The sequence below is a fragment of the Sphingobium sp. DC-2 genome, assembly GCF_000722555.1.
Lineage (GTDB): Bacteria > Pseudomonadota > Alphaproteobacteria > Sphingomonadales > Sphingomonadaceae > Sphingobium > Sphingobium quisquiliarum.
Genome location: NZ_JNAC01000014.1, coordinates 1 through 19,606, shown reverse-complemented (window position 1 = coordinate 19,606; position 19,606 = coordinate 1). Strand labels below are relative to the sequence as shown.

Annotated in this window: 20 protein-coding genes; 18 read left to right on the top strand and 2 right to left on the bottom strand. The window is 62.5% G+C overall.

Going from position 1 to position 19,606, the window contains the following annotated elements; all coding sequences use genetic code 11:
- Nucleotides 1-126 precede the first annotated feature (126 nt).
- Nucleotides 127-909 (bottom strand): enoyl-CoA hydratase/isomerase family protein, encoded by a 783-nt coding sequence (locus ET21_RS0102760; RefSeq protein WP_237751473.1) that lies wholly within the window; start codon nt 907-909, stop codon nt 127-129.
- A gap of 532 nt (nt 910-1,441) precedes the next feature.
- On the opposite strand from ET21_RS0102760, the gene ET21_RS0102755 reads away from it, so the two are divergent.
- Both ET21_RS0102755 and ET21_RS0102750 read left to right on the top strand, forming a co-directional pair.
- Nucleotides 1,442-1,786, top strand: a complete 345-nt coding sequence (locus ET21_RS0102755; RefSeq protein ID WP_051767939.1) for a hypothetical protein — start codon at nt 1,442-1,444, stop codon at nt 1,784-1,786.
- Nucleotides 1,787-1,835: 49 nt separating this feature from the next.
- Nucleotides 1,836-3,641, top strand: coding sequence for an amidohydrolase (locus ET21_RS0102750; RefSeq protein ID WP_030538480.1), 1,806 nt, complete (start codon nt 1,836-1,838; stop codon nt 3,639-3,641).
- 290 nt (nt 3,642-3,931) lie between these two features.
- On the opposite strand, the gene ET21_RS0102745 is transcribed toward ET21_RS0102750, so the two are convergent.
- Nucleotides 3,932-4,828, bottom strand: a complete 897-nt coding sequence (locus ET21_RS0102745) for a LysR family transcriptional regulator (protein WP_030538479.1) — start codon at nt 4,826-4,828, stop codon at nt 3,932-3,934.
- A 143-nt stretch (nt 4,829-4,971) separates the two neighbouring features.
- On the opposite strand from ET21_RS0102745, the gene ET21_RS0102740 reads away from it, so the two are divergent.
- The 16 genes from ET21_RS0102740 (at nt 4,972) to ET21_RS0102665 (ending at nt 19,593) form a co-directional block, all read left to right on the top strand.
- Nucleotides 4,972-5,625, top strand: coding sequence for a hydrolase (locus ET21_RS0102740; protein WP_030538478.1), 654 nt, complete (start codon nt 4,972-4,974; stop codon nt 5,623-5,625).
- 50 nt (nt 5,626-5,675) lie between these two features.
- Nucleotides 5,676-7,166, top strand: coding sequence for an alginate export family protein (locus tag ET21_RS0102735; RefSeq protein WP_237751472.1), 1,491 nt, complete (start codon nt 5,676-5,678; stop codon nt 7,164-7,166).
- Between the two features lie 136 nt (nt 7,167-7,302).
- Complete coding sequence (locus ET21_RS0102730) at nt 7,303-7,764, top strand: VOC family protein (RefSeq protein WP_030538476.1); 462 nt, start codon at nt 7,303-7,305, stop codon at nt 7,762-7,764.
- A 43-nt stretch (nt 7,765-7,807) separates the two neighbouring features.
- Nucleotides 7,808-8,848, top strand: coding sequence for an LLM class flavin-dependent oxidoreductase (locus tag ET21_RS0102725; protein WP_030538475.1), 1,041 nt, complete (start codon nt 7,808-7,810; stop codon nt 8,846-8,848).
- A 39-nt stretch (nt 8,849-8,887) separates the two neighbouring features.
- Nucleotides 8,888-9,751: an SDR family NAD(P)-dependent oxidoreductase gene (locus tag ET21_RS0102720; protein ID WP_030538474.1), complete on the top strand. Its 864-nt coding sequence runs from the start codon at nt 8,888-8,890 to the stop codon at nt 9,749-9,751.
- Nucleotides 9,752-10,041: 290 nt separating this feature from the next.
- The gene (locus tag ET21_RS0102715; RefSeq protein WP_051767936.1) at nt 10,042-10,692 is read left to right on the top strand and encodes an FMN-dependent NADH-azoreductase; all 651 of its coding nucleotides are present in this window, start codon (nt 10,042-10,044) and stop codon (nt 10,690-10,692) included.
- A gap of 137 nt (nt 10,693-10,829) precedes the next feature.
- Complete coding sequence (locus ET21_RS0102710; protein WP_030538472.1) at nt 10,830-11,672, top strand: alpha/beta fold hydrolase; 843 nt, start codon at nt 10,830-10,832, stop codon at nt 11,670-11,672.
- Nucleotides 11,669-11,965 carry a GNAT family N-acetyltransferase gene (locus tag ET21_RS0102705; RefSeq protein WP_030538471.1) on the top strand — a complete coding sequence of 99 codons (297 nt, stop codon included), beginning with the start codon at nt 11,669-11,671 and terminating at the stop codon, nt 11,963-11,965. Before ET21_RS0102710 ends, ET21_RS0102705 begins: the two co-directional genes overlap by 4 nt.
- On the top strand, nt 11,958-12,851 hold the full coding sequence (locus ET21_RS0102700) for a pirin family protein (protein WP_030538470.1): 894 nt from the start codon (nt 11,958-11,960) through the stop codon (nt 12,849-12,851). The genes ET21_RS0102705 and ET21_RS0102700 overlap by 8 nt, the downstream gene beginning before the upstream one ends.
- Nucleotides 12,852-12,985: 134 nt before the next feature.
- Nucleotides 12,986-13,876, top strand: coding sequence for a retropepsin-like aspartic protease (locus tag ET21_RS0102695; protein WP_162180680.1), 891 nt, complete (start codon nt 12,986-12,988; stop codon nt 13,874-13,876).
- On the top strand, nt 13,860-14,345 hold the full coding sequence (locus ET21_RS0102690) for an OsmC family protein (protein WP_081856570.1): 486 nt from the start codon (nt 13,860-13,862) through the stop codon (nt 14,343-14,345). The genes ET21_RS0102695 and ET21_RS0102690 overlap by 17 nt, the downstream gene beginning before the upstream one ends.
- Before the next feature lie 50 nt (nt 14,346-14,395).
- Nucleotides 14,396-15,277 carry a hypothetical protein gene (locus ET21_RS0102685; protein WP_030538467.1) on the top strand — a complete coding sequence of 294 codons (882 nt, stop codon included), beginning with the start codon at nt 14,396-14,398 and terminating at the stop codon, nt 15,275-15,277.
- Entirely contained in the window at nt 15,274-16,176 is a 903-nt protein-coding gene (locus tag ET21_RS26380) for a CPBP family intramembrane glutamic endopeptidase (RefSeq protein WP_081856569.1), read from the top strand. Before ET21_RS0102685 ends, ET21_RS26380 begins: the two co-directional genes overlap by 4 nt.
- 75 nt (nt 16,177-16,251) lie before the next feature.
- Nucleotides 16,252-16,653 (top strand): RidA family protein, encoded by a 402-nt coding sequence (locus ET21_RS0102675; RefSeq protein ID WP_030538465.1) that lies wholly within the window; start codon nt 16,252-16,254, stop codon nt 16,651-16,653.
- Between the two features lie 69 nt (nt 16,654-16,722).
- Nucleotides 16,723-17,763: an alpha/beta hydrolase gene (locus ET21_RS0102670; RefSeq protein WP_051767932.1), complete on the top strand. Its 1,041-nt coding sequence runs from the start codon at nt 16,723-16,725 to the stop codon at nt 17,761-17,763.
- A gap of 30 nt (nt 17,764-17,793) precedes the next feature.
- The gene (locus ET21_RS0102665) at nt 17,794-19,593 is read left to right on the top strand and encodes a monovalent cation:proton antiporter-2 (CPA2) family protein (protein ID WP_030538463.1); all 1,800 of its coding nucleotides are present in this window, start codon (nt 17,794-17,796) and stop codon (nt 19,591-19,593) included.
- Nucleotides 19,594-19,606: the final 13 nt, after the last annotated feature.

Sequence of the window (19,606 nt, the reverse complement as noted above, 5' to 3'; positions counted from 1 at the left end):
CCGTGAAGACGCACGCAACCTCGACACAACCGTGTCCAGTCGGGTCCTGTGGTGCGAAGCGCCGATCCGCGGCTCTCTTGGCCCGAACCATCGCTTGATGTCGCAAGCCGCGTCGTTCGAGCAGCGCTACGGCGATATGCTGCGCAGGATCTCCTCCAGACGCCTTTCTCCGTCCACCGTTTGGGCACCCCGCGCCAGACCGCCTCGGATCAGCGCCTCAGCCGCTGGCTCGGCGAAGAGCCTGCTCCATTCCGCTTGCTCGCGCACGAACCCGGCCCCGAGATCGGGAGGCGGCAGCACACGTTTGGCTGCCTGCACTACGCCAGCCGGCAAGGCGGCGATATGGCGGGCCAGCGTATCGACGAAATCGTCGAGCTCGGTCGCGGGCAGCGCCCGGTTGATCCAACCATAGGCGGCGGCCTCCTCCGCGCTGAAAACGCCGCCTCCCAGAATGATTTCCAGGATGCGCCCGCGGCTCATGCGCGTCGAAAGATATTGCATCGCGCCTCCGCTCGGCACGATGCCCATGAGTGCCTCGACCTGGCCGAGACCGGCTCGTCCGATCGCTCCAAAGGCCATGTCACAGGCGGCGATGAACTCGGCGCCGCCGCCCCGCGCTACGCCAGCGAGCTTCACAATGGTTACTTGCGGAAGCTCGCGAACCAGTTCCCCAAGTGCCTGGAAGACGTTTAGGCCAGCGGGCACATCACGCGCGATCTCGTCGAACGCATGCGGATCGTCGATCAACGCCATATCCACATGAGCGATGAAGAAGTCAGGAGAACCGCTCTCGAAGACGATCACGCGCGTAGCATCATCGTTGCGAACCTTGATCAGAAAATTCCGCAGGTCCGTCATGAGCGCGGCGTCGAGAATGTTGACCGGTGGATTTTCGATCGTGACGGTCACGACGCCCGACCGGTGCGCGACGCGAAGCTTCTGATAGTGGTCCGACATTCAAGCCTCCTGATTTTTGGCGGCGGCCGCATTTGTCGAATCCATATCGTATCGAGAACGGGATCAGTAGCTCCGGAACCGGGGCAACTGTGTCACGCAAGCAGGAACGCCCGCGATGCCTGCGTCGCCGTGACTTGCGAGGCTGGGGCACGGTTGGAATGTCTCCGGGCATCAAGCGGGACCTTCCCAAATCAGTCGCTCCAACTCGCAGGCGCCGGGGTCGCCGGAGTGATCGACAGTGTGGCGCCGCGACCTGATGCCGTTGACTGATTGGGCAACGATAATTCGAAGTGATCGCGGCGCTTGACTGGTAAGGGCGATGGCGTTCCGCATTACGCGACACAGCAAGTCATTTTGTGGAGCTACTGGCGCGACCACAGGATTGTTAGTCCCATTAGGAGGCGGGTGCGACGAAGCCGACGACGAAACTGCTCGCATCGCACACGAACCGCGGCGCCTCGTCGGAACAGTACCAGGAGTCCCAATGCTACGCCTTCTCGCACGTAAACACGCCGCTCTCGTATCCGTTGGCATCGTCACCATGCTCTGCATGGGTTTCGGAGGAGATGACGCGAGCGCGCAAGGCTGGAATCGGAAGCAACGCGAGGACGCGCGCACGTGCGAGAGCTTCGGCAACAGGTATGGCACACCCGCCTTCAGCGATTGCATGCTTTCGCAGCAGCACAGGCGCGACACCAAACAACTCCGGTCGATTGAGGAGACCGAAAGGCTCTCACGCATCGCCAGGGACGGCCAGATCATGGCCGAACGGGCGCGCCAGCAGCGTTGCGAACGCAACCCGGACCGCCGCGAGTGCCGTCGCCGATAACTAAGCGGGTACGCCGAGCCATTTCGAACATCTTATGGGGCGAGTGAAAATGATCCGGAAAGCATTGATCGGGTTCGTAGCGATTGTTTGGTTCTCCGCAGTTCAGGCGCAGCCGGCGCCGCAGAACTCTGGCGCTGATCTGATCGTTTTCAACGCGAAGATTTTCACTGGCAACCGTGCCCAGCCAGAGGCGACGGCATTGGCCGTCAAGGACGGGCGGATCTATTCGGCCGGCCCCGATGAGGCCATCTTGGCCCTGAAGAACCCTTCGACCAAGGTGATCGATGCCCACAGCCGTAGGGTCGTGCCTGGCATTGTCGATGCCCATATCCACGTCCTCAATGACCTGGCCTTCAACTACAATGTCCGCTGGGATGGTGTGCCGACGCTGCGCCAAGCATTGACGATGCTTCGCGAGCAGGCAAGACGCACGCCGGAAGGTCAGTGGGTCAAGGTAATCGGAGGTTGGTCTCCTTATCAGTTCAAGGAGAACCGATTCCCGACGCTGGACGAGCTACACGAAGCGGTGCCCAATCACCCTGCGATCGTGCAATATGCGTACAATCAGGCCTTCCTGAACAAGCAGGCGATGACGGCGCTCGGCGTAGGGACTGATCGGTTTCCGAAGCTCGACGGCGTCGAGATCGAAAAAGACGGCCGCGGAAATCCCACCGGCGTGGTCCACGGCTACACGTGGCTGTTTCTTGCCTTGGAAGCGATGGTGCCGCAGCCCAGTTTCGACGAACAGGTGAGTTCGCTGGCTTATAGCGTTCACGGCCTGAACCGGTTCGGCGTGACCTCGATTATCGATAACGGCGGCAGGTGGCCATATCCCGACGCGCAGGCAAGGGTAAGCGTCCTTGCTCGCGACAACCGCCTCAATGTGCGTATGCCCTTTGTAGATCTGCAACTCGGCGATGGCGGGCCGGTGAACATGGTGGATCTGGAGCTTGAGGCGATCACGAAGACCGCGCCGATCAGCCCGGGACAGAACCTGTATCCCGCCTTGACGCACGGGCATGAGTATCGCGGAGCCGGCGAGGTCTTGAGCGGAGAAGTGCACGACCACGAGAATTTCGACCGCCCAGCGGTCGTCATCGAGCCGGACACGATGCGGCGCTTCGTCGAGGAGGATGTGAAGAAGCTGGTCGAGCGGCGCATCCCGTTTCGCATGCACATCAGCTATAACGAGAACATCTCGCCTTTCCTCGATGCTCTGGAGAAGGTGAACGAAACCATTCCGCTCGGCGGGCTGCGGTGGAGTCTCGAACACGCCGAGACCATCAGTCCGCAGAATATCGCTCGGGTGAAGAAGCTGGGGGGCGGTATCGCCCTGGATGGCAAGATGGCGCTGCACGCAGATGGCTTCATCAAGACATATGGTCGGGAGAAGGCATTGGAGACGCCGCGCCTTCGCATGCTCGTCGACAGCGGCATCCCGCTGGCCATGACCACCGATGCCTTCCGGGCAGCGACGTACAATCCGTGGGTTGGCATAAGCTGGATGGTGACCGGCAAGTCCGTGTCCGGATCCGAAGCGCTCGCCAAGGACAACCGGCTTACCCGAGCCGAGGCGCTGAGACTTTTCACCATCGGAGGCGCGTGGTTCATGAACGCAGAAGCGGAGATCGGCGCCATCGCTCCCGGATATTTGGCCGACTTCGCGGTGCTCGACAGAGATTACTTCGCGGTGCCGGAGGACCAGATCAAGTCGGTCTCCTCTGTCCTGACTGTCATGAACGGCAAAGTCGTCTTCGGCGGGCAGGATTATCGCAACCTTTCGCCAGAGCTCCCCGCGATCCTTCCGGCATGGTCGCCCGTCAAATACTTCGGGAGCTACTACGGAGAGAAGTAAGTCCAAACGACAGACCTGGCGGCGGGCACAGATCTATGGTGCTCGCCGCGGGCACGATCCCAGCCACGAGACGCCGCATGCTTTCCTTGGCGCTCAGCGCTGATCCACGCTGCTGCGGGAGGAGAGAGGCAGATGGCGCCTTGCCTGAGTTCTGCCGACGTCAATCGACGTTCGCCGTCGACCGCGAAGTCCCAGCGGTGCGCGCCCGTTCCGAGGGGCCTCGCAAGCGTCGTGGGAGAAGGGCCGAAACCGCCTTCGCATTGAGGGCGAAGTCAAGCTGATGGGGGTCTTCATACTGAGAGCGTTTCCGTATCCTCGGTCGAGCGCCCGAAACACTCGATCAGCATCTCGGTGAGGACCCGAATCTTACGCGACGGGTGCTGTCCCGGCGGACGGACGACGTAAATGCCATGCTCAGGGATGGGATGATTCGGCATCACTGGCACCAGTGCGCCCGAGTCCAGATGTTCCTGGATAAGGTCGTTAGGAAGAGCTGCGATCCCGATCCCGGCCACCGCAGCGGCGACCAGGGCGACGCCGTTGTCAGCCTTGAACCGACCTTGCGGTCGCATCGTGATGACCTTGTCATCGACCGTAGCGAGCCATGTCTCGGTTCCCTGCATCAGCGCCTGATGGGTCACCAGCTCTTCGGGCGTTTCCGGTGATCCGTGCTTTGCAATGTAGGCCGGCGACGCGACGTACTTACCGATAAGCGGGCCAATTCTTCTGGCGATCAGGTTAGAATCGGGCAGCATGCCGACGCGGATCGCGCAATCGTATCCCTCGCCGACCAGGTCGACGAACCGATCCGTATAGGCGGCGTGGATGTGTAGTTCCGGATGGCGCGAGGCCATATCGGCGAGGACCGGCGCGAAGTGCGTCGGTCCAAATGACAGCGGCGCTGCGACGCGGAGGCGTCCCCTCAACTCGCCTGCCGGCAGAACTGTTTCCTTGGCGAGATCTATCTCGGCGACCACCCGCGCGGCGTATTCCCGGAACGTCGCGCCGGCTTCGGTAAGCGCGGCACCCCGGGTGGTGCGAGCGAGAAGCTGGACGCTTAACTCCGCCTCAAGCCGGACAAGCCGCCGGCTGACCATTGATTTGGATATGCCGAGGCGGCGAGAGGCGGGCGTCACACCCCCCGCGTCGGCGACCTCGACGAACGTCCGCAAATCTTCAATTTCCATTCAGCGTTCCCCTTCGTGCGACACAGTACATCGTCCGCCGATGCTACCGCACCGGAAAGGGGAATGGCAACATTCGAACCCGGGACGTCGTCTTGATCGATGTCGGCGATCCACGGAACCAATTTTAGGAAGGAAGACCTGCCATGACATTCCGCAACGGCCTCGACTCGCTTCTTCGCCCCGAAGATTCAGTCCTCGTTCTGATTGACCACCAGCCCTATCAACTCGCGAACTTGAACAGCCACGACCCTCAGGCTGTGGTCAATCTCACGACCGCCCTGGCGAAGCTGGCGAAAGCCTTCAACGTTCCGACCATTCTCACCAGCGTGATCGCGGGCCGCGGCGGGCTCCTCTTCAAGCAGATCACCGACGTCTTTCCGGGTCAGGAGGTGATCGACCGGACCTGGGTCAACACCTGGCAGGACCAGAAGGTCGTGGACGCGGTCAAGGCGACCGGCCGTAAGCAGCTCATCATCGCGGGCCTTTGGACCGAAGTCTGCGTTGCGATGCCTGTGATCCAGGCCGCCGGCGAAGGCTGGGACGTGACGGTGATCACCGACGCGTCGGGCGGTATCTCGAAGGAGTCTCATGAGGTCGCCGTCCAGCGGATGATCGCGGCCGGTGCGAACCCGATGACTGTCATGGCGCTCGCTGGTGAATGGCAGCGCGACTGGGCGCGCACCGAGCATGTCGAAGACCTGACCGAGATCCTCATTCAGCACTTTGGCGGCAGCGGAATTGCGTATCTGTGGGAGCAGCAGCTCCTCAAGACCCCCGTCGAGTCCGACGCGGGCTGATCGCGATGGTTGGCGAGTATCGGCCAGGCGCGCTGTGGAAGACCGGTGTCATGTCGATGCTCGCCATCACCATGCTGCGGCTCAGACGCGCAAGACATCTTCTTTCCGGCGATGGCGGTCAACGCAACATTTCGCTCACCGATGCCGGGTGGCGCCTGCTCTTCGTCGCCGCCGCGGCGGCGATACCGTTCGCGGCAAACGCGCAGGTTTCGACCAACGTGGAACGCGCCCCGACGCTGACGATCGAGCGCTATTCGGAAGACTGGTCCTGGCTCGCCGATCCCGCAAAGCGGACGGGGGATTGGGCCGAGCCATTCAAATATATTTCGTTGAACGACGACGGCAGCGTTTACCTCTCGACCGGCCTCGAGGCGCGCACGCGCTACGAAGGCTATGACAATGTGCTGTGGGGATCATCGCCGAACGACGGTTACGTCTGGAACCGTCTGATGCCTTACGCCGACCTGCACCTCGGGAAGGTCCGCGTTTTCGCGATGCCGATTCTTTCGGGGATTTCGGGCACAGATCGGCCGAAGGGCCCGGCGGACGCCACCGGCATCGATATGCTGCAGGCGTTCGTCGACGTTGACCTGCCGGTGGCGGGTGACGATACGCTCCGCCTGTCGGCGGGCCGCAAGCTCGTTTCTTTCGGATCGGGGCGGTTCATCGACCGGCGCTATGGAACCGGCGTTCCTCTGCCGTTCGACGGGTTTGAAGCGATCTACACCGGCAAGACGCGCCAGGTGACCGGCTTCTACCTCCAGCCGGTCGACACGCGGCTGGGCGACTTCAACGACAGACGATCGCGCAGCAAGGAGGTATGGGGCCTTTACGCCACGCAGTGGCTCGACTCTAGCCACTTGAACGGCTTCGATGTGTATTACATCGGGTTGCAGGATCAGAACGCCGTCTTCGATCAGGGGGCCGGCAGGCAACTGGCGCACACCTTCGGTTCGCGAATCTTTGGAGACAACGGGACCTGGGCCTGGAATGTCGAGGCGGCGAATCAGCGCGGCACCTTCGCCGGTTACCAATCTGAGGCGTGGGGCGCGGGGTTCGAGACGCGGTATCGCTTCCGTGACGTATCGCTGCAACCCGAGCTTGGGCTCACAGCCGACGTCGTATCCGGCGACGGGAATCCAAACGACCACAAGCTGGGAACGCTGAATGCACTTTTCCCCAACGGCAAGTATTTTGGAGCGCTGTCGCCGGTCGGTCCGAGAAACCTGATCCACGTCCGGCCATCGATCACGGTTCATCCCCACAAGGACGTCGCGGTGTCGCTGACCGGCGTGGCCTATTGGCGCCAGAGCACCCAGGACGGGGTCTACTCGGTCCCCGGTTTCCTGGTCCGCAGCGGCAAGGACAGCGACGCGCGTTTCATCGGCAAGGAGCTCGAACTGGCCGTAAGCTGGCAGGCGACGCCGAACGTGAACTTTACGGGATCGCTCAGTGCGTTCCAGCCCGGGGAATTCATCCGGGAAACCGGGCCGGCGCGGACGATCAAGATGATTGGCTTCCAGACGACGTTCAGGTTCTGATCGTGCGGTGGTCGGCGCTCCCCATCCTCGGCCCGGCGGGGGCGATGGGCCTGCGGGGTCGATCGTCGCCTTACAGGTCTCTGCGGGCAGTGGTTCTACCGCGTTTTCGTATTTTTCATCACGAAGGAGGGCTCTCATGACCGACCTCGTTCCGCCCGCGTACAATGCTGCTTCGCCCTTCGCCGACATGCGCGGCCATCACGTCGCGGTGCGCGCGCCCGACTATGAAACCGTCAAGCGTTGGTATGTAGAGACGCTCGACTTCCGGGTGGTCGCCGAATGGGACTATGGCGACCAGAAGCTGGCCTTCATCGCACCGCCAGCCGACGACCGCTTTCACATCGAGATCCTGGGCGGCGGCGAGCCGGCCCCCCGCGATGTGCGGCCCTACGCTGATCTGGGCGAAAGCCTCGTTTATGCCGGATATCACCATTTCTGCCTCGAGGTCGCGAGCATCGACGTGACGCTCGAAAAGCTGCGGGAACGCGGTGTGACTATCGTGGCCGGGCCGTTCCTGGTCGAAGCCATCAGCCGCCGGCTTGCCTTCTTCGCCGACCCTTTCGGCAACCTGATCGAGATTGCCGAGGTGGTCGCCTGATTTCCCCGGCGTCGCTCGACATGGCTTCAGTGGAGTAGTTTCGATGGACATAGGTATCGACAGCTTTGCAGCGATTCTGCCCGATCCCACGACCGGCGCGCTGCCGTCGGCGACCGATCGTATGGCAGAGCTGCTTGAGGAGGTCGAGGTCGCGGACCGGGTCGGGCTCGACGTGTTCGGCATCGGGGAGCATCACCGGGCCGAGTTCCTCGATTCCGCTCCGTCGATCATTCTCGCCGCGGCTGCTGCGCGCACAAGCCGTATTCGGCTCACCAGTGCTGTGACGATTCTGAGCGCGGCGGATCCCGTGCGGGTCTTCCAGGAATTCGCGACGATCGACCTGATCTCCCGGGGGCGTGCCGAGCTCGTCGTCGGGCGGGGTTCGTTCGGCGAGGCGTTCCCTCTGTTCGGTCTCGATACGCGTGCCTATGACGAGCTGTTTGCGGAGAATCTTGCACTCTTCCTGAAGCTCGGCGAAACGAGCCACCCAACGTGGCAAGGTCGGTTTCGGCCGGCACTCAACGGTCAGGGTGTATTCCCGCGGCCTCATCAGCCGCGCCTCCCGGTTTGGGTTGGCGTTGGTGGCTCGCCGCAATCGTTCGCGCGCGCCGGAACGCTAGGCCTTCCGCTGATGGTGGCCATTATCGGTGGCACGTTTGATCGGTTCAGGCCGGCGGTCGATTCCTATCGCGAGGCAGGTGCCGAGGCCGGACATGATCCTGCCAAACTCAAGGTTGGCATTCATGCGATGGGTTTCGTCGGTGAGACCGACGCCGCGGCGCGCGACGCCTTCTTTCCTGGCTGGGCGCACCTGACCGGCAAAGTCGGCCGCGAGCGCGGCTGGTCGCCGCCGACACGCGCGCAGTTCGACGACATGGCCGGCCCGGAGGGCGCGTTCCTGGTCGGCAGCCCGGAAACGGTGGCGGCCAAGATGTTGCGCGCCAGCGAGGCGCTGGGCGGCGTCTCCCGCATCACCTTCCAAATGAGTACCGCGTCGCTCGAAACGGCCGCGATGAAAAGGTCGATCGAATTCCTCGGTGCTGAAGTCGCTCCCATGGTGCGGGAACGCCTTCGAACAGGATGAGGCTTTCCACTTTCGAGCAAAGGGCAAAGGGCACACGACATGCCGACGCGCATTGGACGGTCCGGTCGATCCGTCGTGGTAACGGGTGCTGGGCGGGGTCTTGGACGTGAGATCGCGCTTGGGCTCGCCGCCAAGCGCTACATCGTCTTCGGCACCGCCAATTCTTCACAGGAGGCGGAGGATTTACGGCGTGCATCCAACGGGCGTGTCAGTCTGGCGGTATGCGATCTGAAGAATGCAGGGCCGGTGAGTGCTTGGGCCGCAGGAGTGTCCGAGGCGATCGGAGCCTCCGGACTCGATATTCTCATCAACAACACGACCCACCTGTCGCCAGGTCCACTTGAACTTCTCCCGCTGGAGGAGGTCCGTCAGGGATTTGAAGTGAATGTGTTCGGCGGGCTCGCGGTGATCAACGCCTTCCTTCCGGCATTGCGGATGGCGCACGGACGCATCGTCCAGATCAGTTCATGGACGGCGGAGATGCCTCGTCACTTTGATGGCGTATCGGGTGCGTCGCAGGCGGCAATGGAGGCCTTCTCGGCTGCCTACCGGGCAGAGTTGAAGCCCTTCGGTATCGACGTCATCGTCGCATCGATGAGCGATCTCGAAGCGGCCGGTTCGCGCGCTACCGCGGCATTGGCGCAGATCGACCACAGCATGACGGCGGCTCAGCGGAAGCTCTATGGCAATCGCCTGCGCGTCTGTATGGAGAAGCTCGCCGGCTCCGCAGCGCAGGGCGAACCGACCACCGTTGCGGCGCGCGTGGTGGAGCTATCGATCCAACGGCATGTTCCGCCCAGATCGTCGATCGATCATGATGCGGAACGCATGATGCGCGCGATCCGCGAACAAACCGACGCGGAACTTGATGCGCTTCGGATCCAACTGGCCGGACCCAACTGATTTCACCACCCAAGGCCGGATAATTCGGCGCGTTAGCAACCCCATTCAGCCCCGTGGCGGTGACGTGCGGGTGGCGCCGTCGCACCATGCACGGCCGCTACAGGAACTGTCCGTCGGGCGAGCGCCGGTTCAGGAGGGAAGCACGCGTCGACTCCCGTGGATCTACTCCGCCCGGGGCCAAGACGGTCAGGAGAGTTCCGCATTCTGCGACACAGCTTGTCATCGGGCGATGCTACTGAGCCGCTTGGGGGAATGGTAGGCTGCGCTTCAGAGATAGAATGGAGCGCTGTATGGACCGAATTCTCGCGATTAATAGCAGCACTTCGGGCGAAGGATCGGTTTCGCGTGCCCTGGTGGAGGACACCGTGCAGTCCTTGCTGGCGGCGAACCCCGATGCCGTCGTCACCCGTCGCGACCTGGGCGGTGACCCGATACCGCACCTGACGCCGAAAACCGTCGCCGGCATTCGCGCCGTCGCGGCGACTGAGGATGAGCTCGTTACCAAGTCGCTATCGGACGATCTCATCGCTGAGCTGCAGCACGCGACGGTCCTCGTGATCGGCGCGCCCATGTATAACTTCAGCATTCCGTCGTCACTACGCACCTGGTTCGACCATGTGCTGCGTCCGCGCGTCACGTTCGCTTACGGCGAGTCCGGACCGGAAGGATTGCTCAAGGGCATTCGCGCCATCGTGATCCAGTCGCGTGGCGGTCTCTATACCGAGGGGCCGGCCAAGGTCATCGACTTCCAGGAGCCCTACCTCAAGCAGCTGCTCGGCTTTATCGGGATCACCGACGTCGCCTTTGTCCACGCCGAGAAGATCGGCTTTGGTCCCGAAGCGCGTGAAGCGGGGATCGCGCATGCCAGATCGCAGATCGCGGCCGCCGTCGCGCAGATCGCGGCCGGCGGAGCCACCTTCCCCAATCAGGCGGAGGGCTGAGCGGTTACGCGGGAAGCGTGACGCGGAACTGATGCCGGGCACCGTTCGCCAGACCATGGCCTCCAAGCCGGCCGCACTGCGATTGTGGCTGATCTGAGCCACAGGAAGACACTCCGACGAGAAGGATTGACCAGTAGATGTCAACACTAACGACAAAGGATGGCACCCGCCTTTTCTACAAGGATTGGGGACCGCGCGACGCCCAGCCCATCGTGTTCCATCACGGTTGGCCACTGAGCTCCGACGACTGGGACAACCAGATGCTGTTCTTTCTCGGCAAAGGCTACCGTGTGGTCGCGCATGACCGGCGCGGCCATGGCCGCTCGGATCAGACCGATATCGGCAACGAGATGGACACCTATGCGGCCGACGTCGCGGAACTGGCCGAAGCGCTGGATCTGAAGGACGCGGTGCATATCGGACATTCGACGGGTGGTGGCGAAGTGATCCGCTACGTTGCACGCAGCGCACCGGGGCGCGTCGCCAAGGCCGTCCTACTGGGCGCGGTGCCGCCCATCATGCTGGCGACGGAGCGCTATCCCGGCGGGCTGCCGATGTCGGTTTTTGATGGTTTCCGCCAAGCGCTCAGCCGCAACCGCGCGCAGTTTTTCCTCGCTGTGCCCAGCGGTCCATTCTACGGCTTCAACCGCGACGGCGCAGAAGTCAGCGAAGGCCTGATCCGCAACTGGTGGCGCCAAGGCATGATGGGCGGCGCGAAGGCCCACTACGACTGTATCGTCGCCTTCTCCGAAACTGACTTCACCGAGGATCTGAAGGCGGTATCGCTGCCCGTGCTCTTGATGCACGGCGAAGACGATCAGGTCGTGCCGATCGATGCCTCCGCCCGCACTGCGATCAAACTTCTCCCGAACGGCACGCTCAAAACCTACCCCGGTTTGTCGCACGGCATGTTCGCGACCCATCCCGACATCATCAACGCCGACCTGTTGGCGTTCGCCAAAGGGGAGGCCCTCGCGTGAGCGCCGTCGAGGACAATCCCCCCGAGCACCGCTTCGAGCTGCCGATCGAAGGCAGCCACGAGATGGCTGCAGCCTATTACAGGCTCGAGGGCGACAGTATCGTGCTAACCCATACGATCGTGCCGGAACACTTCTCCGGTCAAGGGCTCGGATCGAAACTCGCGTACGGCACCTTTGAGGCGATCCGTGCCACAGGACGCAAGGCAGTTCTGCTTTGCCCTTTCATGGCCGCCTACTACGCGCGGCATCCCGAATATGCCGACATCATCGCGCCGGAGAGCCCCCATGATTGAAATGGTCATCGAGCAGCGTCGCCGCGACCTGGGCGGCGGCTTCGAAGTCGGCCGCGTCCTGCCTTTCGCGAAGCGCCGTATGATTGGCCCCTTCATCTTCTTCGACCACATGGGACCGGTCGATCTGGCTCTCGGCCTCGACCGCAAGTTCGATGTAAGGGCACATCCCCACGTCGGGCTTTCGACCGTGAGCTATCTGTTCTCGGGCGAGATCATGCACCGGGACAGCCTGGGCTACGAGCAGCCGATTCGGCCAAGGCAAGTGAACTGGATGACGGCTGGCAGCGGAATCACGCACAGCGAGCGTTTCGAGCATGCCCGCGCGGTCGGCGACCGCCTGCATGGTATCCAAGCGTGGGTCGCGCTGCCTGAGGAGTTCGAGGAGACGGCGCCATCTTTCACCCACTATGCGGGAACGAACCTTCCGCACTGGAACGACGGCGGGGTTGCCGGTCATCTCATCGCCGGCAGCGCCTACGGCCTCACGGCGGGTGCCAAGACCCATTCCCCACTCTTCTACGCCCATCTCGAGATGGAGCCAGGCGCGGTTGCCGAGGTGCCGGACAAGCACGAGGAACGCGCGCTCTACATCGCGGCGGGCGCGATCGAGATGCACGGCACGCGCTACGAAGCCGGCCAGATGCTGGTGCTGGGTGCGGGTGCCTCGCACTTCAAGGCCAAGACGCATTCGACCGTCATGGTTCTCGGCGGCGAGCCCATCGGCGAGCGCCACATCTTCTGGAACTTCGTGTCGTCCTCGAAGGATCGGCTCGCCCAGGCGGCATCCGACTGGAAGGCGGGCCGCATGAAGCTGCCGGATGCGGACGATGGCGAATTCATCCCACTGCCGGACGAGCCGGCGCAACCGGCTAGCGCCGAAAAATGAGCGGCTCAGTGTCGAGCAGCGTCGCACTTGTGGCGGCGCTCTTCCTCGCTGGCAGCGGTCAGGCAGGATCGCCGGCAAGGGTGCAGGACGCACCTGCGCCCGCGTCCCGCGTCCCGACTCCAACGACCTCAGAGGTGACCGTCATACCCTTCGAGTTGGCGGACAACCTTGTCCGGATATCGGTGGACGTGAACGGACAGCGACGAAGCGGGGTTCTTGACAGTGGGGCGGGTGCGGTGCTCATCGACCGGCAGGCCAGCAAGGAACTCGGCCTCAGCGAGGGTGGCTCGGCCGGTGATGCCGCCGGTGGCGGCAACGAAGCGAAGGCGCTTATGCCCGTCACCATTTCACGGCTGGCGGCGGGGCCGTTCCGGTTCGAGAACCTCGCCGCATACGCGGTCGATCTTGGCAATCTGTCATCCTCGGCCGGGTTTCCCGTCGATGTACTTCTTGGTGCGCCAGCCTTCCAGAACGGAACGGTCAGTGTCGACTACGCGCGCCGGCAGGTAACCGTCGACAGATCAGGAGCTACGGTTCGATGTGCTTCTCCCATTCCGCTGGAGATCGTGCACGAGTCTCCAGTCGTTGAGATCGAAGTCCTCCCGGATGGCGGCGAACGGCCGGTTCGCCTCAAGGTGCTGGTCGACCTTGGCACCCGCCACAGTTCGTTGGTTCTGGGGGGCGACTTCGTTCGTAGCGAACCCGGCAAGAGGCTGCTCCAAAAGGCCGTCGCGAAAGAAATAGGCTATGGCGTCGGCGGTGCGGTGAAAGGTGCGGTCGTTCGCGTAGCCGATGTCCGTGCAGGCGCTTCCAGCTTCGGATCGCTGGAGGTCAGCCTTACCTCGGACGTCCCGGCTTTTGAAGGCACTGGGATCGACGGCACCCTGGGCGTCCCTCTTTGGAACGGTGGCGTGATCGCTTTCGACTATGCCGGTCGCCGCCTGTGCATCACGCGTCTCGAGAACTCAGGTCGTGCGGCCTCCATCAACGCCGACGCGCGGCGTCGCCATGCAGATCCGCGCTGACGGATCGGAGAGAAATCGAATGGTGGCACTGCGTACCCGCGCGACGGCTTCGGAAACCGGTGAAAGCCTCTTTGCAGTTCAAATCGAAATGGGTGCTCACAGCATTGTTGGTGATGAGCCGATCAGCGCTGGCGGCGAGGGACTTGGCCCAAACCCCTTCGAGCTAATGACGGCCGCCCTGGCCGAATGCAGTGCCATCACCGTGCGCTGGTTCGCCCGCCAGCAGAACTGGCCGCTTGAGCATGTGGAAGTGGTGGTCGATCACGCGAAGAAGCTATCTGCGGGCTCATCTACCCCTGCCGATGTCTTCGAGAAGACCGTCTTCATCCGAGGTGTCGAACTCGACGGTGCGCAGCGAAAGCGTTTGCTCGACGTCGCGGCCAAGTGCCCCATTCAACGCATTCTGGAGGGCGCCCCCGTCATCAATACGAAGCTCGGACGGTCCCTCGATGAATCCCTCGGCAAATGACCATGACTTCGCCAGCTAGCTCCGGACGCCCGAATCACGAAGGAGCATTGATGCAGCAGACTGCTCCCTTCGCCTTATCTGCAGTTCGAAGACCCGGCCTGCTATCCGCGAGCCTGGTTCTCGCTGGAGCCGTGGCGATGAGCGTTCACGTCGGTCTGCTGGCGGCCGGCGTGCCGTTTCCGCTGCCTCAGCCACCCGTCTGGGCTCAATGGCTGAATGAATTCTTCATGGCCGGTGCGTTGCTCGCCTTTCTCAAGCTCGCCCATCCCAGCATGGCTCATCGCAGCATCATGGCGCGGACGATCATCGCGTTCGTCATCATGGCTGCCATTCAAGAGACATTGCGCGTAGGGATCATGAGTGGGGTGGTGACGGGAGCCTGGGCCTATTCGGCGATCGGCCTGATCCGTCCGCTGATACGCGTTGCCATCGTTGCGCTGTCGTGCGTGGTCGCTGTGCGATGGGTTCTCGGCATTCCGTCGTTATTAATTGCCGCATTGGCGATCGGCGCGATCAGCACGGCCGCTCGAAAGCTTGTGGCCCACGCGCTTGAACCTCTCATCCAGCATTTCGCGTGGCTGGCCCGTCCCGATCTCTATGCGTTTCCATACCCGTTTCACGTCACCGTTGCCGCATATTTGTCCTTTGGTGAGGCAGTCGCCGGGGCGGTGCTGATGACGGTGCTTATCTGGGACGGGCTTCCAAGATCGAGGTCAGTCCGCGTGCTGATCATCGCCTTCCTCGTGGCGCTTCTCAAAGGCGTGATCGGCAACACGCTCTTGTACAGCGCTTTCACCGGCGAATCCGTCCTTGTGGGCGTTTTGAGCTGGAGCCAGTTTCTTTTGGAATTCCTCATTCTTGGAGCTCTCGTCGCTCGGGCTTGGGACGTATTCGGCCGCGACCGTGAGCCAGCGCGGGTGGGTGCTGAATGACTGGAGCCACCATCAACATTGAGAGTTTGCGCAGGCCCATGACGCTCCGGGCAATCGTGCTCTACGCGATCCTGGCTATCGCGCTGAGCTGGTGCATCCAGCTTCCGGCTATCCTTCTGCTCGGTCTCGACAACAGCCTCACAAAAGCGGTCTTCATCCTCGTGATGTGGTCGCCGACCTTCCTGGCCCTGGCGTTTATGACCCGCAGTCGAGCGGCGCGCGAGGGCGTCCGTTGGCGCTTGGGTAAATTAGGCTACCTCCCGATCGGGATCGGCGTGGAAACGATGATAGCCTTCGCCATGCTCGGGATCCTCATGTTGGCGGGATTGGCGACATCGGGATGGTTCACCTTTGCTGCGAGCGGGGTTTCTGTCGCGGGAGGACCATGGGTATTGGGCGCTGGTTTTCAACACTGGCCTCTCTTCCTGCTCAATGTTGGCGCCACTGCGATTATTTATTCGACCATCGGGCTTGTCGCGACGACCGGCGAGGAATTTGCCTGGCGCGGCTTTCTTCAAGGCCATCTGGAACAGCATTGTGGCGTTGTGGCTGCCATCTTATGGGTCGCGCTTATCTGGTGGGCGTGGCACTTGCCGGGGCTGATCGCCGGCTACAACTTCCCGGAAACCCCCTTGCTCGGCGCGCTGGTGCTGTTCCCGCTGCAGATGCTTGGCGCATCGTTGCTCTTTGGGTGGCTGACCGTTCGTTCGGGGAGCTTTTGGTCCGCGGCGCTTGCGCATGCGGCCGTAAACTCGATCCAGCAAGGGGTCTTCGACGACCTTCGGCTCTCCGGCTCCGCGCTCGACGGTCATCTCGTCAGGACGGCCCTGATCTTCGTTGTCGGTGCGATCTGTTGGTGGCGCCTGCGCTCGCCAGGCGGATCGAGCGAGGTTTCGTGAGCCAAGCAAGCATCGCCCCACCACCCGCCCGACATGTAAAGCGCCGTCGCACCTTTCCCCTTCGTGGAGACGATCATGCAACCACCCTCATTCTTCGTCACGCCCGGTTATGGCGACCGACTTCGAGACCTGCTCCATTACTCTCAGGCCGTGCGTATCGGGAACCGCGTGGAAATCTCCGGTCAGGGAGGTTGGAACAACGATCTTGTCATAGCCGCCGACCTCGAAAACGAGATCGCGCAGGCCTTTCAAAATGTCGAGCGCACACTCTCCACCGCGGGGGCAAGCTGGGCGAATGTTGTGCATGTGAACTCGTACCACGTCGGCGGATTCCCGCCGGTGGTCAACGAGACGATGGCAACGCTATTCAGGCGCTATATGCCCGATCATGCGCCGATCTGGACGCAGGTTGGTGTCGACGCACTTGGTCTTCCGGAAATGCGGATCGAGATTCGGGTGACCGCGATCGTGACATGACAACGCAGCGCTGGCGGAAGCCCTGGAGGCGGATATCCGTACCTGCATCATCAAAGAGTTCGAGCACAGATGAACGATCCGAACTTCGGCGTAGCCGTACCGCAGCACACCGTCCCTTTCCCGTCCTCGATAAGCGACGCCGCTCGTGCCGCGCTGGAACGTCTTGTCCGCGCCGACGGGAGCGTGCTGAACGCGGCCTTCGTCGCGCCCAGCCCCGACGACCTTCAGGCATGGCTGCACGTCAAGACCCAGGTCGACGGCCAATATGCGGTGGCGGTGAATGCGCTGGCCGGACAATCCGGCTCGACCGTCGAAACGCTTACCGGGCATGGCGCAACGATCCATCTTGCTACGCCGCGAACGCTAACGGACGAAGGGCGCGCCTATATCGACTTCCATGGCGGCGCGCTGGTGTTTGGCGGCGGTGAGGCCTGCCGTGTGGGAGCGCAGATGCAGGCCGACCAAAATGGCGTGAAATGCTACGGCGTGGATTACCGAACCCCGCCCGAGCATCCCTTTCCCGCAGCGTTGGACGACGCCCTGTCGGCCTATCGCTACGTGCTTGAGCGCCACCGACCGGAAGACGTCGTCATCGGTGGACGTTCGGCAGGCGGCAATCTTGCGGCCGCGACCCTGCTCAGAGCGCGAGACGAGGGTTTGCCATTCCCGGCTGGGCTGGTGCTGCTGTCGCCGCAGGTCGATCTGACGGAGTCCGGCGATAGCTTCGAGACAAATTGGCTTGTGGATCTGGTGCTGCCTACGCGTCTGACGTCGAGCAACCTACTTTACGCGGCCGGGGCTGACCTTTCGCAGGCCCACATATCACCGCTATATGGTGACCTGAGTGGCTTTCCGCCCACATTTCTACAGTCGGGCACCCGCGACCTCTTTCTTTCCAACACAGTTCGTATGCACCGCGCGCTGCGCCGGGCGGGCGTGTCGGCCGAATTGCATATCTTCGAAGCGATGCCGCACGGGGGCTTCGGGGGCGGAACCCCGGAAGACCTTGAGCTCCAACACGAAATCAGCCGCTTCGTGCAACTGCGATGGCCGAAGCAGGATGCACAAGAAACAGCCCCGATTACGTCCGACGGGAGGAATCAAAATTGAGCCCATTCCGAAAGAACCCCGAGGGCGACCATGGCTGATGTAAGCCTTGGACAAACGATTGGGCCTGCCGTCGCATTGATGGGCGCGGCTGTCCTTGCGGTGCCGCTATTCAGGCGGCTCGGACTGGGATCAGTGCTCGGCTATTTCGGCGCCGGTGTATTGGTGGGGCCATCGGTGCTGGGTCTTTTCACCGATGCGCAATCCATCCTTCACTTCTCCGAACTTGGCGTGGTGATGTTTCTCTTCGTCATCGGGCTCGAACTGCGACCCTATAAATTATGGGCGATGCGCGGCCAGATCTTTGGGCTGGGGCTTGCGCAAGTCGCTGCCGCTATCGCCACCCTGGGATTGACCGGCGCGCTCCTCTTCGGCTTGCCGGGCCCTGTCGCATTCATCGCCGGGACTGGCTTCGTCCTCTCCTCGACAGCCGTCATCATGTCGGTGTTGCAGGATCGCGGAGAGATATCGGGGAGCGAGGGGCAGAAGTCTGTCGCGATCCTCCTCTTCGAGGATCTGATGATCGTTCCGCTCCTTGCGGTGGTCGGCTTTCTGTCACCCTTGTCTCACGGGGAGGCATCATGGGCGAATTTGCTGGTTGCAGTTGCCGCGTTGTTCGCGCTGCTCGGCATCTCGCGCTGGGCGCTTAATCCATTCTTCGCGCTCCTCGCCCGTGCGCGGACCCGCGAGGTCCTGACGGCGGGAGCACTGCTCGTTGTGCTCGGGGCAGCGTTGCTGATGGACGTCGCGGGCCTCTCGATGGCCATGGGCGCATTCCTCGCCGGCGTCATGCTGTCGAACTCGAGCTATCGCCATCAGATAGAAAGCGACATCGAGCCCTTTCGCGGCCTACTGATGGGGCTTTTCTTCCTAGCTGTCGGCATGTCCCTCGATCTCGCGATCGTTGCGGCCGAATGGCGGCTTCTGCTTGCCATGCTGGCTGCCTTCACGGTCGCCAAGGCCGTGGTCGTCTATGGAGTCGCGCGGCTTTTCGGCAGCTCCAATCACCAGGCGCTCCATCGCACCTCCATGTTCCTCCAGGGCGGTGAGTTTGCATTCGTCCTGTACACGGCTGCAACGGCCGGTGGCGTCATCGACTCACGACAGAATGCCGTCTTCGCCACCGTCGTCATCCTTTCGATGGCCTTGACCCCGCTGCTGATGATCGCGGCCGAGCGGGTCTTGCGGACGGAGACGTCGATGGACGGCGTCGATGATGCCCGTGACCTGAAAGGACGCGTGCTGATAATAGGCTTTGGACGGTTCGGGCAAATCGCCTCCCAACTGCTTCTGGCCCAGGGCGTTGACCTTTCAGTCATTGACAACGATCCAGATCGAATCCGTGACGCGGAGCGATATGGATTCAAGGTGTTCTTTGGAGACGGCGCGCGGCTCGATGTGCTGCATCATTCCGGCGCAGGCGGTGCCGATGTCATCATGGTCTGCATCGATGATCCCAAGGCTGCGATGCAGATCGTAGAGTTGGCGCAGCATGAGTTTCCGCAGGCGAAACTCCTGGTTCGAAGCCGCGACCGTGCGCATGCGGTGGAATTGATCCGGGCTGGCGTAGGCTATCAGGTCCGAGAGACAGTCGAGTCCGCCTATGTGATGGGCGCTGAAGGTCTGCGCGTGCTGGGCTTTCCCGAGGCTGAGATTGCTGACGTTGCTGAAGATATCCGCCGTCGCGACGATGAGCGCCTTTCCGAGCAGGTCCAGGGAGACGCCATGTCAGGAAGCGATCGGCTGCTCCTTCAGCCCCGGCCCGAACCGCTAGTGGGCACGCTCGCGCGCGAGTCCGGGACTGTCAGGATTTCCGTGTGTGGCCGGGCATAATGGGCAACAAGGA

Bases quoted from the DNA above. Each gene is read 5' to 3' on its own strand.
- ET21_RS0102755 (WP_051767939.1), top strand. From the start codon at position 1,442: ATGCTACGCCTTCTCGCACGTAAACACGCCGCTCTCGTATCCGTTGGC.
- ET21_RS0102750 (WP_030538480.1), top strand. From the start codon at position 1,836: ATGATCCGGAAAGCATTGATCGGGTTCGTAGCGATTGTTTGGTTCTCC.
- ET21_RS0102745 (WP_030538479.1), bottom strand. From the start codon at position 4,828: ATGGAAATTGAAGATTTGCGGACGTTCGTCGAGGTCGCCGACGCGGGG.
- ET21_RS0102740 (WP_030538478.1), top strand. From the start codon at position 4,972: ATGACATTCCGCAACGGCCTCGACTCGCTTCTTCGCCCCGAAGATTCA.
- ET21_RS0102735 (WP_237751472.1), top strand. From the start codon at position 5,676: ATGTCGATGCTCGCCATCACCATGCTGCGGCTCAGACGCGCAAGACAT.
- ET21_RS0102730 (WP_030538476.1), top strand. From the start codon at position 7,303: ATGACCGACCTCGTTCCGCCCGCGTACAATGCTGCTTCGCCCTTCGCC.
- ET21_RS0102725 (WP_030538475.1), top strand. From the start codon at position 7,808: ATGGACATAGGTATCGACAGCTTTGCAGCGATTCTGCCCGATCCCACG.
- ET21_RS0102720 (WP_030538474.1), top strand. From the start codon at position 8,888: ATGCCGACGCGCATTGGACGGTCCGGTCGATCCGTCGTGGTAACGGGT.
- ET21_RS0102715 (WP_051767936.1), top strand. From the start codon at position 10,042: ATGGACCGAATTCTCGCGATTAATAGCAGCACTTCGGGCGAAGGATCG.
- ET21_RS0102710 (WP_030538472.1), top strand. From the start codon at position 10,830: ATGTCAACACTAACGACAAAGGATGGCACCCGCCTTTTCTACAAGGAT.
- ET21_RS0102700 (WP_030538470.1), top strand. From the start codon at position 11,958: ATGATTGAAATGGTCATCGAGCAGCGTCGCCGCGACCTGGGCGGCGGC.
- ET21_RS0102690 (WP_081856570.1), top strand. From the start codon at position 13,860: ATGCAGATCCGCGCTGACGGATCGGAGAGAAATCGAATGGTGGCACTG.
- ET21_RS0102685 (WP_030538467.1), top strand. From the start codon at position 14,396: ATGCAGCAGACTGCTCCCTTCGCCTTATCTGCAGTTCGAAGACCCGGC.
- ET21_RS26380 (WP_081856569.1), top strand. From the start codon at position 15,274: ATGACTGGAGCCACCATCAACATTGAGAGTTTGCGCAGGCCCATGACG.
- ET21_RS0102675 (WP_030538465.1), top strand. From the start codon at position 16,252: ATGCAACCACCCTCATTCTTCGTCACGCCCGGTTATGGCGACCGACTT.
- ET21_RS0102670 (WP_051767932.1), top strand. From the start codon at position 16,723: ATGAACGATCCGAACTTCGGCGTAGCCGTACCGCAGCACACCGTCCCT.
- ET21_RS0102665 (WP_030538463.1), top strand. From the start codon at position 17,794: ATGGCTGATGTAAGCCTTGGACAAACGATTGGGCCTGCCGTCGCATTG.